The sequence below is a fragment of the Palleronia pontilimi genome, from assembly GCF_016412875.1.
GTDB classification, from domain to species: Bacteria; Pseudomonadota; Alphaproteobacteria; order Rhodobacterales; family Rhodobacteraceae; genus Palleronia; species Palleronia pontilimi.
Genome location: NZ_JAEKPD010000014.1, coordinates 38,822 through 56,460, shown reverse-complemented (window position 1 = coordinate 56,460; position 17,639 = coordinate 38,822). Strand labels below are relative to the sequence as shown.

The window sequence follows — 17,639 nt, the reverse complement described above, 5'->3', positions numbered from 1 at the left end:
TAGGTTCTTGTATACAAGATCGGTGACCCAAGCGACAAGTCCCCCGAAAGTTCCGGGCAAAGCGCTGCGAAGAGGTCAGTCATAGGGAGAGAAAAGAATGAAATTCATCGCAACCGTCACGGCCGCCGTCCTTGCGGCCTCAACTTTCGGCGCCGACGCGGCCGAGCTGCGCGTGTCGCACCAGTGGTCCGAAGGCGATGTTCGCCACAAGGTCGCCCAGATGGTTGCCGACGAAGTGGCCGCCGCCGATGTCGACCTGACTTTGCAGATCTTCCCCAGCCAGTCGCTGTTCAAGGCGCGCGAGCAGTACAAGCCCCTGGCGCGCGGCCAGGTGGACGCCATCATCCTGCCGCTGTCCTACGCGGGCGGCCTGCGCAACGCCTATAACCTGACCCTGATGCCCGGCCTCGTGAAGAACCACGACCACGCCGCGCGCCTGAACGAGTCGCCCTTCATGGACGAGATCGAAGCGATCATGGCCGAAGACGACATCATGGTGCTGGTGCACGGCTACCTGGCGGGCGGCTTCGCGGGCAAGGACGCGTGCATCGTCGCCCCCGAGGACGTGCAGGGCAAGCAGATGCGCGCCGCGGGCAAGTCGTTCGAGCAGATGCTGGCGGGTGCGGGCGCATCCATCGCGTCCATGTCGTCGGCCGAGATCTACAACGCCATGCAGACCGGCGTGCTGGATGCGGCGAACACGTCGTCATCGTCCTTCGTGTCCTACCGCATCTACGAGCAGGTGGCCTGCTTCACGCCCGCCGGTGACTACGCGCTGTGGTTCATGTATCAGCCCATGCTGATGAACAAGTCGGTCTTCGACGGCCTGACCGAAGAACAGCAGACCGCCCTGATGGACGCCGCCGCCAAGGCCGAGGCGTTCTACCTGGAACAGGCCAAGGCCGAGGACGGTGAGGCCCGCCAGGTCTTCGCCGATAACGGCGTGGAAATCGCCGAAATGACCGAAGAGCAGTTCAACGCGTGGCGCGAGATCGCCCAGGAAACCGCCTACAAGGCGTTCCTGGAAGGCTCGCCCGACGGTCAGCGCCTGCTCGACCTGGCGCTGTCGGTCGAATGATCGCTTGATGGCCGGGGGCGGTGCGCCCCCGGCCACTCCATGTCAAGGTCATCGGAGGCTTCATGTCCGGCTCATCCCCCGCCCACACCCCCGCGCCGCATGGCGGCAACCCGGTGCTTCTGGCCATCGGGTTCATCAGCAAGCTGTCGGGCATCGCCGCCGCGCTGCTGATCGTCATCTCGATCGGGGTGACCTGCCAGATGATCTTCATCCGCTTCGTGCTGAACGGCTCGACCGTGTGGCAGACCGAAGGTGTCACCTACATGATGGTCGCGGCCACCATGCTGGGCCTGCCTTACGTGCAATACCTGCGCGGCCACGTGAACGTGGACCTGCTGCCGCTGCTGCTGCCCGAATTCATGCGCAAGGGACTGGCATTGGTGGTGCTGCTGGTCACCATCGCCGTCGTCGCGCTGATGTTCTGGCACGGCTACCACTTCTGGCACGAGGCCTGGGATTGGGGCGAGACGTCGAACACGCCGTGGAACCCGAAGCTGTGGGTGCCCTACCTGGCGCTGCCGCTGGGCTTTGGCCTGTATCTTCTGCAACTGGTGGCGGACCTGATCGCGGTAGTGTTCCGCGTGGAGGAGCCCTTCGGACTCGAGCCCGGGGCGACCCTGGCCGACAGCGTGACGGAGGCGGCTGAATAATGGATCCCCTGTCCCTTGGCGCCATCGTCGCCTTCTCAACTATCCTTGTCCTCTTTTCCGGCATTTCCGTCGCCGCCGGGCTGCTGGTGGTGTCGGCCGGCTTTCTGATCGTGTTCGACGGTGCATCGTCGCTGAACCTGATGCCCGAGGTGTTCTTCGGCAAGCTCGACAATTTCGCGCTGCTGTCGATCCCCATGTTCATCATCATGGGCGCCGCCATCGCGTCGACCCGCGCGGGCGCCGACCTTTACGAGGCGCTCGAGCGGTGGCTGACCCGCGTGCCGGGCGGCCTGGTGATTTCGAACCTCGGCGCCTGCGCGCTGTTCTCGGCCATGTCGGGATCGTCCCCCGCCACCTGTGCCGCCATCGGCAAGATGGGCATCCCCGAGATGCGCAAGCGCGGCTATCCTGACAGCGTCGCCGCGGGCAGCATCGCCGCGGGCGGCACGCTGGGGATCCTGATCCCGCCCTCGGTCACCATGATCGTCTATGGCATCGCCACCGAGACCTCGATCGGGCGGCTGTTTCTTGCGGGCGTGCTGCCGGGGCTGCTGCTGGTGGCGCTGTTCATGGCGTGGTCGATCTATTCCACGGCCCGCTCCAGCGATGGCAGCGCGCTGATACCCACGTCCTACAGCTGGGCCCAGCGGTTCGAGATCCTGCCGCGGGTCCTGCCGTTCCTGGCGATCATCCTCGGCGTGCTTTACGCCATGTATGGCGGCATCGCCACGCCGTCGGAAACGGCCGCCGTGGGCGCGCTGCTCTGCCTGGTCATCGCCATGGTGATCTACAGCATGTGGAGCCCGGTCGCCATCTGGGCGGTCCTGCGCGACAGCACGCGCGAGAGCGTGATGATCCTGTTCATCATCGGGGCGGCGGGCGTCTTCAGCTACATGCTGTCGTCGCTGTTCATCACCCAATCCATCGCCGAATGGATCGGCGGGATGGACGTGAACCGCTGGGTGCTGATGGGGATGATCAACCTGTTCCTGCTGATCGCGGGCTTCTTCCTGCCGCCCGTCGCGGTGATCCTGATGGCCGCGCCGATCCTGCTGCCGATCATCACGACCGCCGGGTTCGACCCGATCTGGTTCGCCGTGGTGCTGACCATCAACATGGAGATCGGCCTGATCTCGCCCCCCGTGGGCCTGAACCTCTATGTCATCAACGGCATCGCGCCCGACATCAAGCTGAAGACCATCCTGGTGGGATCGCTGCCCTACGTGGGCTGCATGGTCGTGGCGATCATCCTTTTGTGCCTGTTCCCCGGCATCGCCACCTGGTTGCCCGACATGATCATGGGGGCCGAGCTGTGACGCTGCTGGCCGACCTGCTGTCGACGGTGTTCGAGCGGCGTTTCGCCGCGCGGGGCGGCGACCGGACCGATACGCGGCCGCTGCCACAGCTTTGCGCGGAATTGATCAGCGCACGGGGCGAGGTGTCGGGGCTGGCGCTGGCGCAGTCCATACTGGCGCGCTACGCCACGCTCGACGATGGGGCGAAGCTGGAGTTCTTCCGGCACCTCGCCCACCAGATGACGCTGGATCCGGCAGAGGTGCGCGACGCGCTGGACGCCTACGAGACGGGCCAGACCAAGGCCAGCTACCGCGCCGTGATGCGCGCCGCCGAGCCGCCCCGCCAGGAACTGATCCGCCGTCTCAACCAGGTGCCCAATGCCACGGCGATCCTTGTGGGCCTGCGCGCCGATCTGCTGCGTCTCGGCCGCGGCGACGAGGCGCTGATGGCGCTGGATCTGGACCTGCGCCACCTGTTCGCCAGCTGGTTCAACCGGGGCTTCCTGGTGCTGCGCCCGATCAATTGGGCCACGCCCGCAAGCCTTCTGGAAAAGATCATCGCCTACGAGGCGGTCCATGCCATCGACAGCTGGGAAGACCTGCGCCGCAGGGTCGAGCCGCCGGATCGCCGCTGTTTCGCGCTGTTTCACCCCGCCATGCCCGACGAGCCGCTGATCTTCGTCGAGGTCGCCCTGTCGCGCGGCATCCCCGGCTCGGTCCAGGGTCTGCTGGCCGAACAGCGGTCGATCCTGCCGCCGTCCAAGGCCGACACGGCGGTGTTCTACTCGATCTCGAACTGCCAGGCGGGGCTGGCCGGGATTTCGTTCGGCAATTCGCTGATCAAGCAGGTGGTCACGGACCTTTCCATCGAATGGCCGGGCCTGAAGACCTTCGTCACGCTGTCGCCGATCCCGGGTCTGCGGGATTGGCTGTCCTCCGAAGGCATCGACCCCGACGCCGCGGACGAGGCGCATCTGCGCGCGCTGGCCGCGCGCTACCTGACGCAAGCGCGCCATTCCAGCGGTCGGGCGCTGGACCCGGTCGCGCGGTTCCACCTGGGCAATGGCGCGTCGGTGCACCGGATCCACGCCAATGCCGACACGTCGCCCAAGGGGCGGGCGCGATCCGCGGGGGTGATGGTGAACTACCTCTACGATCCGGTGAAGATCTCGCAGAACCACGAACGCTACGCCGCGCAGGGCGAGATCGCGATGTCTGCCGACGTCCGCAGCCTTGCCGCCGCCGCCGAAAAGACACTGGCTTAGGGAAAGACCATATGTCCAACACGCTTCACGACGCTCTTTTCGCGCCCCATGCGGACCGCTCGGACACGTTTTTGCACCTGCCGGAGGGTGGCGCGCTCAGCCACGCCGATTTCGCCGCCATGGCCGCGCGCTTCGCCCATGTCCTGACGGATGCGGGGCTGGACCCGGGCGAGCGGGTCGCCGTGCAGGTCGAGAAATCGCCACAGGCGCTGGCGCTTTACGCCGCCGCGGTGCAGGCGGGGGTGATCTTCCTGCCCCTCAACACCGCCTACACCACCGACGAGCTGCAGTATTTCGTGGAAAACAGCGGCGCAAAGATGCTCGTCTGCGATCCCGGCCGCGCGGACGACCTGGGCCCGCTGGCCAAGGCGCAGTCGGCCACACTGCACACGCTGGGCGCGGACGGGACCGGCACGCTGGCCGACGCCGCCGCGAGCAAACCGGACCGTTACGACACGGTCCAGCGCGGGCCCGACGACCTGGCCGCGTTCCTTTACACCTCGGGGACCACGGGCCGCTCGAAAGGGGCGATGCTGAGCCACGCGAACCTGCTGTCGAACGCGCAGGCGCTGAAGGATCTGTGGCGCTTCACCGAAGACGACGTGTTGCTGCACGCGCTGCCGATCTTCCACACCCACGGCCTGTTCGTCGCGTCGAACGTGACGCTTCTGGCGGGCGGGTCGATGATCTTCCTGCCGAAGTTCGATCAGGACACAATCATCGCCGAGCTGCCCCGCGCCACGTCGCTGATGGGCGTGCCGACCTTCTATACGCGGCTGCTGGACGACGACCGTTTCGACCGCGACCTGGTGTCGAACATGCGGCTCTTCACCTCGGGCTCGGCCCCGTTGCTGGCCGAGACCCATCGCCGGTTCGAAGAGCGCACCGGCCACCGCATCCTGGAACGCTACGGGATGACCGAGACGAACATGAACACGTCGAACCCCTATGACGGCGAGCGGCGCGCGGGCACCGTAGGCTTCCCGTTGCCCGGCGTCGAGCTGAAGATCACCGATCCCGACACCGGCGACACGCTGCCACAGGGCGAGGTTGGCCTGATCGAGGTGCGTGGGCCCAATGTCTTTCAAGGCTACTGGCAGATGCCGGAAAAGACCGCCGCCGAGCTGCGGGACGACGGCTTCTTCATCACCGGCGATCTGGGCCAGATCGACAAAGACGGCTATGTCAGCATCGTGGGCCGCGACAAGGACCTGATTATCTCGGGCGGCTACAACATCTACCCCAAGGAAATCGAGGTGGTGCTGGATGCCCAGCCCGGTGTCCTGGAATCCGCCGTGATCGGCGTGCCCCATGACGATTTCGGCGAGACGCCGATCGCGGTGCTGGTGCCCGAGAACGGGGCCGCGCCGGACACCGATGCCATCGCGGCGGCCGTCGGCGAGAAACTGGCCCGCTACAAGCACCCGAGCGGCTACCGCACGATCGACGCGCTGCCGCGCAACACGATGGGCAAGGTGCAGAAGAACGTGCTGCGCGACAGGTTCGGCGACGCGGGCTGAATTTGGTCCGGCAGGTCGGAGGTTTGCGACCCTGGCCGGGTGTCAGCTGGCCCTGACCGAATCCTTGCTATGGGAGCCTTAACGCGGTGCGCCGGGTGCCGTCGGCGTTGAACGCGACGGCCGGTGGCCTGACCCTATTGCGCCGCCATCGGGCGGCGGGCCAGCTGGCAGCGCGACCAGAGCGATCCCAGGGCGCCGACCAGGCGATCCAGGTCCGCTTCGGAATGGACCGGCGACGGCGTGATGCGCAGCCGCTCGGTGCCCTTCGGGACGGTCGGATAATTGATCGGCTGGATGTAGATGCCGAACTCGTCCAGCAGCAAGTTCGATATGAAACGGCATTTCATCGCATCGCCCACCATCACCGGCACGATGTGGCTTTCGTTCACCAGGTGCGGCAGTCCCATGTCGTCCAGCCGCGCGCGCAACTGGGCGACGCGGGTTTTCTGCAAATCCCGCTCGACGCTCGAACGTTTCAGGTGCCGCACCGCCGCCAGCGCGCCCGCCGCGACCGCGGGGGGCAGGGCCGTGGTGAAGATGAAGCCACTGGCGAAGCTGCGCACGAAATCGACCAGCGCGGTCGAGGCGGCGATATAGCCGCCCATCACGCCGTAGGCCTTGCCCAGCGTACCCTCGATCACGTCGATCCGGTGCATGAGGCCCTGCGCCTCGGCGATGCCACCGCCGTGCGGGCCGTAAAGTCCGACCGCGTGCACCTCGTCCAGGTAGGTCAGCGCGCCGTGGCGCTGGGCAAGCTCGCAGATATCGGCGATGGGAGCGATATCGCCATCCATGGAATAGACGCTCTCGAACGCCACGATCTTGGGCGCGTCCTTCGGAAGCGAGGCGAGTTGCGCCTCGAGGTCGGCCATGTCGTTATGCGACCAGATGCGCTTTTGGGCACGCGACTGGCGGATGCCTTCGATCATCGATGCGTGGTTCTTGGCGTCCGACAGCACGACGCAGCCCGGGAGCCTGGCGGCCAGCGTCCCCAGCGTGGCCCAGTTCGACACGTAGCCCGATGTGAAAAGTAGCGCCGCCTCCTTGCCGTGCAGATCCGCCAACTCGGCTTCCAGAAGCGCGTGCTGATGGGTGTTGCCCGAGATGTTGCGGGTCCCGCCCGCGCCCGCGCCGCTCGTGTCCAGCGCGGCGTGCATCGCTGCCAGCACGTCCGGGTGCTGGCCCATCCCCAGGTAGTCGTTCGAGCACCAGACGGTCACGTCGCCGGTCACGCCACCGCTATGCCGGGTCGCGCGCGGAAAGGCGCCGCGATGGCGTTCGAGCTCGGCGAAGGTGCGATAATCGCCCTCGTCGCGCAGCTGGTCCAGGGCTTCGGTGAGGATGGCATCGTAATTCATCGGCCCGCCGCCTCGACCGCTTGGCGGACGAAATCGACCACCGGCCCGCGGTTCGGGATGGCGTCTTCTGCGGTTCTGGGCGTGGCGGGAGCCTGGAAAGGGGCGATTGCAGGCAACATGAGGGGTCCTCCGAAACGTCGTTCGGCCTGGAGGCTAGCGTCGACGGGCGCGCGTGCCCTTGATCCAGAACAAGCGCGCCCGTCAGCCCGGACTCAGGCCGCGTCCCCTAGAGGATGCTGGGCAGGAACAGCGCGATCTGCGGGAAGGCGATGAGTGCCGCGGCCATGGCCAGCATCACCAGCGTGTAGGGGATCACCCCCAGCATCACGTCGGTCATGGACCCCGATTTTCGCGCGCCCTGCACCACGTAGAGGTTCAGCCCCACGGGCGGCGTGATCAGCGCCATTTCCACCAGCACGATCATCAGGATGCCGAACCAGATCGGATCGTAGCCTTGCGCCACCACCAGCGGCACGATGATCGGGATGGTGACGACCATCAGCGACAGGGTTTCGATGAAGAAGCCCAGCACGATGTAGATCAGCACGACGATCAGAATGGTGCCCAAAGGCGACAGCCCCATGCCTTCCAGGAAACCGCGCAGGGCTTGGCCCAGGCCGGCCGAGGCCAGCGTGAAGTTCAGGAACGATGCGCCGATCACGACCAGCATGATCATCGACGTGATCTTGATCGTGCCCATCAGGCTTTCGCGCATCATCTCGAGCGACACGCCGCCGAAGGCCAGCGCGATGGCGAAGGCGCCCGCGACGCCGACGGCCGCGGCCTCGGTCGGGGTGGCCCAGCCCTTGTAGATCGTGCCGATGATGATGGTGAAGAGGATGATGATCGGCACCAGGTCCTTCAGCGCCGACAGCATCTTGCTCAGTGGAAACACCCGCCGCTCGCCGCCCAGCTCGGGGCGCACCATGCAGATCAACGCGGTGACCAGCACGAACAGGCCTGCCAGCGCGAGGCCGGGGATCAGCCCCGCCAGGAACAGCCGCGGGATCGAGGTCTGCGTCAGGAAGCCATAGACGATCAGGTTGATCGAGGGCGGGATCATGATGCCCAGCGTGCCGCCGGCCGCGATGGCGCCCGAGAAGAGCTTCGGGTCGTAGCCCAGCCGCTCGGCCTGGGGCATGGCGACGGTGGCGACCGTGGCCGAGGTGGCGACGGACGATCCCGACGTGGCCGAGAACATCGTCGCGGTGGCGATGTTGGCGTGGATCAGCCCGCCCGGCAGCCACGAAATCCAGCGGTCCAGCGCCGCGTAGGTGCGCGTGGCGACGCCCGAGCGCACCAGGATCTCGCCCAGCAGCACGAAGAACGGGATGGCGATCAGCGTGGCCGAGTTCGACGACGACCACACCAGGTTGCCAAGCCCCCGCAGCAGCGGGAACGGGGTGAAGAACTGGTCGATGCCGAAGCCCAGCAGGAACAGCACGACGCCCACGGGGATGGACAGGGTCAGCAGACCCAGAAGGCCGACGGATACATACCAGATCATTTCATGGTCTCCTGCTCGGCAAACGCACCGATGGCGGATTCGGTCGAGTCGTAATCGCCGCGCAGCGTCAGGACGGCGGCGGCCGCCAGCGTGATCCACGCATTCAGCGCGAACCACGTCCAGCCCAGGAACCACGGCATCTGCACCAGCGTCAGCGGCGTTTCCAGCGGCGTGTTCGCGGTCGAGCTGTTCTGGATCGAGTTGGCCACCACGGGCCAGCACTGGAAGGCGATGACGCTGATGGTCAGCGCCAGCACCGCTTGGGAAAACAGGTCCATGATGACCCGCCCGCGCGACGCCAGCTGGCTGCGCAGAATGTCGATGCGGACGTGGCCCAGCTCGAGCATGGTGAAGGCCATGCCCCAGCTGGTGACGATGGCCATGACGTAGCCGCTGATCTCGTCGGTGCCGCCGAAGGACGAGCCGAGCTGCCGCAGGATGATGTCGGCCAGGATGAAAACGGCGCAGGCAAGCAGCACCACCCCCACGAGGCTTGCGACCCAGAGGTTCAGGCGCCGCAGGAAAGTCAGGACAGTCTGGGGCATGGGGCCTCCGGGTCTAGGGGGTGATGCGTGTCGCGTCTTAGCTGGCCGGGATGGTCACGCCGACCACTTCGCCCACGCTGTCGTTCCAGCGCTGGACCCACTCGGCGCCCGCACGCTCGCCCCATTCGGGCAGCACTTCATTGACCAGGATCTCCTTGGCGCGCTCGGTATCCTCGGGGGTGGCTTCGACCAGCGTCATGGACGCCGGATCGCCCGCGGGGCAGTCGCCGTTGCCGGTCAGGCAGGCCACGTCATTGGCCAGCGCGTCCTGCGCCGTGGCCCAGGCGGGGTCTTCGAACTCGGTGGTGATCTGGGTCTGGATCGTCTCCTGCAGCTCGGGCGACAGGCTGTTCCACTTGTCCAGGTTCATGGCGGTCACGACCGGATCCCAGCCGCCCAGCGGCAGCGTCATCAGGTGCGTGGACACTTCCCACCAACCCGCCGAATAGCCCGAGCCGGCCCCCGTCACGGCGCAATCCACGACGCCCTTCTGCAGCGCGCCCGGCACTTCCGAGAACGCCACGTTGATGCCCTCGGCACCCAGCGCTTCCAGGAACTTCGCGGTCATCCGGCCCGAGGCGCGCACTTTCAGACCTTCCAGGTCGGCCAGGCTGGAGATGTCGTGGTTGCAGAAGACGACCTGCGGCGGGTAGGGCGCGATGGCCAGCACGTGGCTGTTGAAGCGGTCGTGATAGATGTCGGTCACCATGGGTCGCGCGGCGTCGACCATCTGCTTGGCGGTGGCCGCGTCGGTGGCGATCAGCGGCACGTCCAGACCTTCCAGTTCGGGCGCGTCGGCCACGGCGTAGTCGGCCACGGTCATGCCCACGTCATAGACGCCCTGTCCCAGCAGCGTGTAGACGTCGCCGGTGCCCAGCCCCATCTGGTCGTGGGTGGTCAGCGCGACCTCGAGATCGTCCGCGGCGGCGGGCAGCGTTTCGGTCCAGAAGGGCTGTTCGTATTGCTGGTGCAGCGGCAGGCTGGACCAGCTTCCCACGACGTTCAGCGATTCGGCCAGCGCGGGCGCGCCGGTCAGCGCCGTGGTGGCGGCGAGGGTGGTGATGAGGGTTCTCATGGATCGTCTCCCTTGTTGGTTGGTTGATTGGTTTTTCGTTGAGTCAGGCGGCGGACAGCACCGGGTTCTCGGCGTCTTCGGGGACGTCGGTGACCAGCATGTGGCCGGGCTTGTGGGTGATGCAGATGGGCAGGCCCGCGTTTTCCAGCGCGACCTGGGGCGTGACCCCGCAGGCCCAGAAGGTGGCCACGTGGCCCGGCGGCACCGGCGCGGGGTCGCCCCATTGCGGCTGGCCCACGTCGCGGATGCCGATCTCGGCCGGGTCGCCCGCGTGAACGGGCGCGCCGTGTGCATAGGGAAAGCGCGTGCAGATGCGATAGACGTCGTCCATCCGGTCCTCGGGGATCGCGCGCATGGACACGACCATCTTGCCGCCGAAGGGCCCGGCCGGAACGGTGTCGATGCCCGAGCGGAACATGGGCACGGTCGTGTCATTGTCGATGTGCCACATGGGGATGCCCGCCTCGGCCAGCGCGGCTTCGAAGGTGAAGGAACAGCCCAGCGCGAAGGCCACGAAATCGTCCTGCCAGAGGTCGGTGATGTCGGTCACGCTCTCGGCCAGCTTGCCGTCGCGGTAGATGTTGTAGGCGGGCACGTCGGTGCGGATGTCGATGTCGCGGCCCAGCGTGTGCAGGATCGGATCGCCGGTGTCGCCGACGCCCACCAGCGGGCAGGGCTTGGGGTTGCGCTGGCAGTAGCGCATGAAATCCAGCGCGGCGGATTCGGGCAGGATGGCCAGGTTGGCCTGCAGCACCCCGGCCCCCAGGCCCGCGGTGTGCTTGGCGTAGCGCCCGGCGCGGATCTCGGCCCGCAGATCGGCGGGTGACGCTGTGCGCAGTCGGCTGTGATCGGATCCCATGATTGCCTCCTGACTGTTGCGACCGACCATGCCGGGCAACCGGTCGTTATGCAAATTGATTGATTTTAGCGCGTGTCATCAGAATCATTTATGGCCGCGTGCTCGGTCGCGACTTCGAGCGCGATCTGCGCCGCGATTTCCGACAGGTGGCGGCGCGGCTCGCCCCCGAACGAGGCGGTGAATTCCAGTGCCGGAAGCGGGCAATCGGGGTCGAACTCGCAGATCGTGCCGCGCTGCAGGTATGGCGCGGCCAGCGCGCGGGGCAGGGCGGCGACGCCGATCCCGGCCTCGACCATGCGAAAACACGCCGACAGCGACGAGGACGGGAACAGCCGCACGCCGGGGCCGACCCGGTCCAGCATTGCCGCGCGAATCTCGCGGTAGGGCTTGGTGCGGCGCAGGTAGGTCATGATCGGGTAGTGCAGGAAGCCCGCGTCGCCGTCGCCCCGGGGCGCCAGGTCGCAGGCCCGATACCAGCCCAGCGACACCCCTGGCAGCGCGACGTTGTCCACGGCGTATTCCGACACCGGCCCCAACAGGAAGGCCAGGTCGATCTCGCGGTCCACGAGCGCGTCGCGCAGCGCCACCGAGATGTCGACGTTGATCTCGATCTGCAGCTTCGGGAACCGCGTGTGCAGCCGCAGGACGAATTCCGGCAGCCAGCATTGGGCCACGGTCTCGGACGCGCCGATGCGCAGCGCGCCCTCGAGCTCGTTCTCGTCGATGACATTGCGGCGGATCAGGCCTTCGAGCTGCTCGAACCGCTCGGCGTAGGTCAGGAACACCTCGCCGTCCTTGGTCAGCCGCATCCCCGACGCCGAGCGGTCGAACAGATCCTTGCCCAGCGATTGCTCGAGCTTCTTGATCCGCGCGGTCACGGCGGGCTGGGTCAGGTTCAGCGCCAGCGCCGCCTTGCCCACGCCCTGGAGCCGCACCGTGGCCAGGAAGGCGTCGATCTGTTCGGAGTTCAGCGCCATCGCTCAGGCCCGCTCGGCCGCGCGCACCGGGCCGGGGAACAGGCAGGCGACGCGATGGGCCTCGTCGCCCGCTTGCGGGATTTCCTTGGCGCAGGCGGGCGCGGCGCGCGGGCAGCGGGTGCGGAACACGCAGCCCGAGGGCGGCGCCAGGGGCGAGGGCAGATCGCCCTCGACCGGGATCACACGCTTGGCGCGCTCGGCCACCGGGTCGGGGATCGGCACCGCCGACAGCAGCGCCTGGGTGTAGGGGTGCTGCGGGTCGGCATAAAGCGCGTGTTTCGGCGCCATTTCCATCATCCGGCCCAGGTAGAGCACCATCACCCGGTCCGAGATCGTCTTCACCACGCTGAGATCATGGGCGATGAAGATCATCGTCAGCCCCATCTCGCGCTGGAGGTCCTTCAGCAGGTCGATCACCTGTGCCTGGATCGAAACGTCCAGCGCCGAGACTGGCTCGTCGCAGATCAGCAGCCGGGGCTTGATGACCAGCGCGCGGGCGATGCCGATGCGCTGGCACTGGCCGCCCGAGAATTCGTGCGGGTAGCGGTTGATCATCTGGGGCAGCAGGCCCACCCGTTCCATCATCGCGGCCACGGCCTGGCGACGATTTTTCGCCGAAAAATCGGGGCGGTGGGTGCGCAACGGCTCGCCGATGATCTGGCCCAGCGTCATGCGCGGGTTCAGCGATGCCAGCGGGTCCTGGAACACCATCTGGATCTGCGCGCGCACCTTCAGCATGGCGCGCGGGGACAGGCCCAGCAGGTCGGTATCGCCGTTCCACAGAACCTTGCCCGACGACGGCACCATGCGGATCAACCCGCGCGCCAGGCTGGACTTGCCGCAGCCCGATTCGCCCACGATGCCCAGGGTCTCGCCGTGCGGCAGGTCGAAGCTGACCCCGTTCACCGCGTGCAGCAGGCGCGGGGGCGTCCACGGCATGTCGCCCGCCCGGCTGATCGGAAAGGTCACGCGCAGGTCGCGCACGGACAGCAGCGGCGCGGTCATGCCGTGACCCGTTCGACGGCGCGCTGGCAGGCGCGGGCCCGGTTTTCCCCGAAGGCGACCAGCGGCGGCATGGTGCGGCAATCGTCGCCCGCGAACCCGCAGCGTGGGCGGAACGGGCAGCCTTCGGGCGGTGCTGCCATGTCGGGCGGGTTGCCGGGGATCGCCACCATCCGTGCGTCGGCATCGTCCACCCGCGGCACCGCGCCCAGCAAGCCGCGGGTATAGGGGTGGGCGGGCCGTGCGAAAAGCGGGTCGACCGGTCCCTGCTCCATCACCCGGCCGCCATACATGACGACGACCCGGTCGCAGAACCCGGCGACCACGCCCAGGTCGTGGGTGATCAGGATCGTGGCCATGCCGAGGTCGCGCTGCAGATCGCCCAGAAGGTCCATGATCTGCGCCTGCACGGTGACATCCAGCGCGGTCGTCGGCTCGTCGGCGATCAGAAGGTCCGGCTTGCAAAGGAGCGCCATGGCGATCATCACGCGCTGCCGCATCCCGCCCGAGAATTCGTGCGGGTAGAGGCTGATCCGCTCGCGCGCCGACGGGATTCGCACGGCATCCAGCATCTCGACCGAGCGGGCAACGGCGTCGCGCTTGCTCAGTCCTTCGTGCAGGGTCAGCACCTCGGCCATCTGGTCCGAGATCCGCATGTAGGGGTTCAGCGACGTCATCGGGTCCTGGAAGATCATGGCGATGCGCCGCGCGCGCAGCCGGTTGATGACCTTGGGCGCCGCGCCCAGGATGTCCTGCCCGTCGAATCGCACCGCGCCGCGGGTGCGCCCGTTTCCGGCCAGAAGCCCCATGATCGCGAAGGCGGTCTGCGACTTGCCCGAACCGCTTTCGCCCACGATGCCCAGCGTCTCGCCCTTGTCGATGGACAGGTCCAGGTCGGAAACCGCGTGGACGGGCCCGTCATCGGTATAGAAAGTGACCGACAGGTCGTCAATGTCCAAGAGCGCCATCAGCGGTCCTTCGGGTCGAGCGCGTCGCGCAGCCCGTCGCCCACGAAGAAGAAGCCGAAGAGCGTCAGGCAGAAGAACAGCAGCGGGAATCCCAGCTGCCAGGTGGTGCCGTAGGCGATGGTGCCCGCCCCTTCCGAGATCAGCGCGCCGAGCGAGGTCATCGGCTCCTGCACGCCGAGGCCCAGGAACGAGATGAAAGATTCGGTCAGGATCATCAGCGGCACCAGCAGCGTGGCATAGACCGCGATGACGCCCAGCAGGTTGGGCACGATGTGGCGGGCGATGATGACCGGCGCGCTGACGCCGGTGGCGCGGGCGGCCTCGACGAATTCGCGGCCCTTCAGGCTCAGGGTCTGTCCGCGCACGATGCGCGCCATTTCCATCCACGAGATCAGGCCGACGCCGATGAACAGGATGGTGATCGAGCGGCCATACATGACCAGCAACAGGATCAGGATGAACATATACGGCACCGCCATGAAGATATCGACCAGCCGCATCATCACGCTGTCGGTGCGGCCGCCGAAGTAGCCCGCCGTGGCGCCGTAGAGCGTGCCGACGACGCAGGCGATCAGCGCGCCGATGACGCCCACGGCCAGGCTGATCTGGGTGCCCTGCACGGTGCGCGCGTAGAGGTCGCGGCCCAGGTCGTCGGTGCCGAAATAGTGTCCCGTGGCCAGGGACGGGCCGCCCAGCTCGGCCACCTGTCCCATGACGGCGTAGTCGAGTTCCTCGCCCGACCACTGGGCCAGCGCGCCGCCGAACAGCGCGAAGGCGGTCACGAAGACCAGGATCACGAATCCCAGCAGCGCGGCGCGGTTGCGAAAGAAGCGGCGGCGCGCGTCGGCCCAGAGCGACCGGCCTGCGGCGGGCGCGGCCTGTTCGGCGGTCTGCTCGGCGGTTGCGACCATGTCAGTAGCGGATCTTGGGGTCGATCCATCCATACAGGATGTCCACCACTAGGTTGAAGGTGATCGTCAGCGCGCCCATCAGGATCGTGACACCCATCATCACCGCGTAGTCGCGGTTCAGGGCGCTGTCGACGAACGCCTTCCCGATGCCGCCCGTCGAGAAATAGATGTCGATCACGACCGACCCGGTGATCATGCCCACGAAGGCGGGCCCCAGATACGAGATCACCGGCAGCATGGCGGGCTTCAGAGCGTGGCGCAGGATGACGCGGTGCTCGGGCAGGCCCTTGGCGCGCGCGGCGCGGATGTGGTTGCTGCCCAGCACCTCGAGCATGGACGAGCGGGTGATCCGCGCGATCGAGGCCATGAAGGACGTGGAAAGGGCTATGACCGGCATGATCCAGGTCTCGGGGCCTTGCCAGCCGCCGCCGGGCAGCCAGCCCAGCCACAGCGTGAAGACCAGCACCAGGATCGGCGCCATGACGAAATTCGGCAGCACCTGTGCGCCGATGCTGAGGCCCACGGCCGCGTAATCCAGCGCCGAGTTGTGGCGCACCGCGGCGGCGACGCCCAGCGACACGCCGACGGTCACGGCCACCACGAAACTGAGCAGCCCGTAGGTCAGGGTGATGGGAAAGCCCGCGCCGATGATCTCGTTCACGGTGCGGTCCTTGTAGACGAAGCTGGGGCCGAAATCGAAACCGGTGACGATGTTCCAGACATAGGTGCCGATCTGCTTCCACAGCGGGTCGTCCAGCCCGTACTTTGCGTTGAGGTTGGCCAGCACCTGCGGCGGCAATTCGCGCTCGGACGTGAACGGGCCGCCCGGGGCCGCGTGCATCAGCAGGAACGAGATCACGATCAGCACCAGCAGCGTGGGGATCGCGATGGCGATGCGTTTCAGCGTGTAGGCGATCATGGGCGGCGTGCCGGTCGGGGCGGTTCAGCCGGGGCCGGGCACGGGGAACGGCGGACCGTTCCCCGCAGGACCGGCCGCACCTATTCGGCCACCCGGTAGAGGTTCTTGCCATACCACGTGTTGTTCACGTTGTTCTGGGGCAGGCCGCGGATGTCCTCGGCGATCATGTCCACGTTGGCGTAGTGATAGATCGGGATAATCGGCATCTGGTCGGCCAGGATGCGCTCGGCTTCCTGATACAGCGGCAGGGGGTCGTCCGCCGTCTTGCTGTCGCGCATCACCTGGTCGTACGCATCGCTAAAGAATTCGCCGTTGTTGTGGCCGGAATAACTGGTGAAGAGGTCCAGGTAGGTCGACGCCTCGTTGTAGTCGCCGCACCAGGCATAGCGCGCCATGTCGAAATCCTGGTTCTGCATCCGGTCGGTGTGGACCTTCCATTCGTAGTTATCCAACGTCACATCCACGCCGATCGCCTTCAGCATCTGCGACGCGGCGATGGCGATCTTCTTGTGGTCGTCCGAAGTGTTGTATTGCAGCGTCAGCGCCAGCGGGTTGTCCGGCCCGTAGCCCGCTTCGGCCATCAGCTCCTTCGCCTTTTCCAGCCGCGCGGCCTGGTCCATGTCGTCGGCCCAGTCCAGTTCGGGCCGCTCGAACCCCGCGACGGCCCAGTGGGTCCAGTTGTAGCTGGGTCTCTGGCCGCCCTGCAGGATCCGGTCCACCACGATGTCGCGGTCGATGGCATAGGCCAGCGCGCGGCGCACGTTCGCGTCTTTCAGCGCCTCGGGCCCCTTGTCGCCCACGTTCAGCATGTAGATGTACGAGCAGTTGTAGGGGGTCGATACCGCCTGGTTGGGGTATTCTTCCTTCAGGCGCGGATACTGGCCCGCGGGAATGTCGACGCGGTCGAGCTCGCCCGCGAGATAGCGCGTCAGGGCCTGGTTTCCGTCGTTGATGGTCAGCGCCGTCAGCGTGTCCATCACCGTGGCGTCGCTGTCCCAATAGGTGTCGTTCTTTTCCATCACGACGCGCTCGCCCAGCTGGTGCTCGGTCAGGGTATAGGCGCCGTTGCCCACCAGGTTGCCCGCGTCGGTCCAGTCGTCGTCGTGCTCTTCGATCACCGATTGCAGCACCGGGAAGGTCGAGCCGTGGACCAGCATCTGCGGGAAATAGGGCAGCGGCGTGGTGATCGTGACTTCCAGCGTGTGATCGTCGACCGCGCGCACGCCCAGCTCGGACGGATCCATGTCGCCCGCGATGATGGCGGCCGCGTTCTCGACCTGCATCAGCTCCATGTACCACGCGTATTCCGACGCGGTCGCCGGGTCGGCCAGCCGCCGCCAGGCATAGACGAAGTCGCCCGCCGTCACCGGCTCGCCGTTCGACCATTGCGCGTCGTCGCGCAGGGTGAAGGTGTAGGTCTTGCCGTCTTCGCTGACGCTATGGTCCAGCGCCACGCCGGGCACGAGCTGGCCGTCGCCGTCTTCGTTGTAGAGGCCTTCGAAGAGGTTGCGCAGGATGTCGCTGCCTTCCACGTCGGTGTTGATCTGCGGGTCTATGGACTTGATCGCGTCGAGCAACCAGAACGTGTAGCTTTGATCCTCGGCCAGGGTCGTGCCGTCGGGCACGTCGGCGGCGAAAGCGGTCGTGGCGAGGCCAAGGGCGAGGGCCGAGACGGCCATCTTAAGACGGAATTTCATGGGGGAACCTCCG

The 17,639-nt window shown here is 66.8% G+C and carries 16 protein-coding genes; 5 read left to right on the top strand and 11 right to left on the bottom strand.

The features are described from left to right. Positions 1-97: 97 nt before the first annotated feature. From dctP to ILP92_RS13520, 5 genes are all read left to right on the top strand, one after another. Positions 98-1,078, top strand: a complete 981-nt coding sequence (gene dctP, locus ILP92_RS13540; protein ID WP_198916950.1) for a TRAP transporter substrate-binding protein DctP — start codon at positions 98-100, stop codon at positions 1,076-1,078. A gap of 62 nt (positions 1,079-1,140) precedes the next feature. Further along, on the top strand, positions 1,141-1,728 hold the full coding sequence (locus ILP92_RS13535) for a TRAP transporter small permease subunit (protein ID WP_198916949.1): 588 nt from the start codon (positions 1,141-1,143) through the stop codon (positions 1,726-1,728). Beyond that, positions 1,728-3,044, top strand: a complete 1,317-nt coding sequence (locus ILP92_RS13530; RefSeq protein WP_198916948.1) for a TRAP transporter large permease — start codon at positions 1,728-1,730, stop codon at positions 3,042-3,044. Before ILP92_RS13535 ends, ILP92_RS13530 begins: the two co-directional genes overlap by 1 nt. After that, complete coding sequence (locus ILP92_RS13525; RefSeq protein ID WP_198916947.1) at positions 3,041-4,288, top strand: malonyl-CoA decarboxylase; 1,248 nt, start codon at positions 3,041-3,043, stop codon at positions 4,286-4,288. The genes ILP92_RS13530 and ILP92_RS13525 overlap by 4 nt, the downstream gene beginning before the upstream one ends. An 11-nt stretch (positions 4,289-4,299) precedes the next feature. Continuing rightward, positions 4,300-5,808 (top strand): malonate--CoA ligase, encoded by a 1,509-nt coding sequence (locus ILP92_RS13520; protein WP_198916946.1) that lies wholly within the window; start codon positions 4,300-4,302, stop codon positions 5,806-5,808. 134 nt (positions 5,809-5,942) lie between these two features. Here ILP92_RS13520 and hemA read toward each other — a convergent pair whose 3' ends face one another. The 11 genes from hemA to ILP92_RS13465 form a co-directional block, all read right to left on the bottom strand. Continuing rightward, a complete protein-coding gene (gene hemA / locus ILP92_RS13515) occupies positions 5,943-7,166 on the bottom strand; it encodes a 5-aminolevulinate synthase (protein WP_198916945.1) in 1,224 nt (407 codons plus the stop codon). 226 nt (positions 7,167-7,392) lie between these two features. Next, positions 7,393-8,673: a TRAP transporter large permease gene (locus ILP92_RS13510; RefSeq protein ID WP_198916944.1), complete on the bottom strand. Its 1,281-nt coding sequence runs from the start codon at positions 8,671-8,673 to the stop codon at positions 7,393-7,395. Then, on the bottom strand, positions 8,670-9,218 hold the full coding sequence (locus tag ILP92_RS13505) for a TRAP transporter small permease subunit (protein ID WP_198916943.1): 549 nt from the start codon (positions 9,216-9,218) through the stop codon (positions 8,670-8,672). Before ILP92_RS13505 ends, ILP92_RS13510 begins: the two co-directional genes overlap by 4 nt. A gap of 37 nt (positions 9,219-9,255) precedes the next feature. Beyond that, positions 9,256-10,293, bottom strand: coding sequence for a TRAP transporter substrate-binding protein (locus ILP92_RS13500; RefSeq protein WP_198916942.1), 1,038 nt, complete (start codon positions 10,291-10,293; stop codon positions 9,256-9,258). A gap of 43 nt (positions 10,294-10,336) precedes the next feature. Then, positions 10,337-11,152 (bottom strand): putative hydro-lyase, encoded by an 816-nt coding sequence (locus ILP92_RS13495; protein ID WP_198916941.1) that lies wholly within the window; start codon positions 11,150-11,152, stop codon positions 10,337-10,339. 65 nt (positions 11,153-11,217) lie between these two features. Beyond that, positions 11,218-12,129: a LysR family transcriptional regulator gene (locus ILP92_RS13490; RefSeq protein ID WP_198916940.1), complete on the bottom strand. Its 912-nt coding sequence runs from the start codon at positions 12,127-12,129 to the stop codon at positions 11,218-11,220. Positions 12,130-12,132: 3 nt separating this feature from the next. Then, positions 12,133-13,134, bottom strand: a complete 1,002-nt coding sequence (locus ILP92_RS13485) for an ABC transporter ATP-binding protein (RefSeq protein WP_198916939.1) — start codon at positions 13,132-13,134, stop codon at positions 12,133-12,135. Further along, positions 13,131-14,099, bottom strand: a complete 969-nt coding sequence (locus ILP92_RS13480; RefSeq protein WP_198916938.1) for an oligopeptide/dipeptide ABC transporter ATP-binding protein — start codon at positions 14,097-14,099, stop codon at positions 13,131-13,133. The genes ILP92_RS13485 and ILP92_RS13480 overlap by 4 nt, the downstream gene beginning before the upstream one ends. Continuing rightward, complete coding sequence (locus ILP92_RS13475) at positions 14,099-15,010, bottom strand: ABC transporter permease subunit (RefSeq protein WP_198916937.1); 912 nt, start codon at positions 15,008-15,010, stop codon at positions 14,099-14,101. The genes ILP92_RS13480 and ILP92_RS13475 overlap by 1 nt, the downstream gene beginning before the upstream one ends. Before the next feature lies 1 nt (position 15,011). Continuing rightward, the gene (oppB, locus tag ILP92_RS13470) at positions 15,012-15,929 is read right to left on the bottom strand and encodes an oligopeptide ABC transporter permease OppB (protein WP_198916936.1); all 918 of its coding nucleotides are present in this window, start codon (positions 15,927-15,929) and stop codon (positions 15,012-15,014) included. Positions 15,930-16,009: 80 nt separating this feature from the next. Further along, entirely contained in the window at positions 16,010-17,626 is a 1,617-nt protein-coding gene (locus ILP92_RS13465) for a peptide ABC transporter substrate-binding protein (protein ID WP_198916935.1), read from the bottom strand. Between the last annotated feature and the right edge of the window lie 13 nt (positions 17,627-17,639).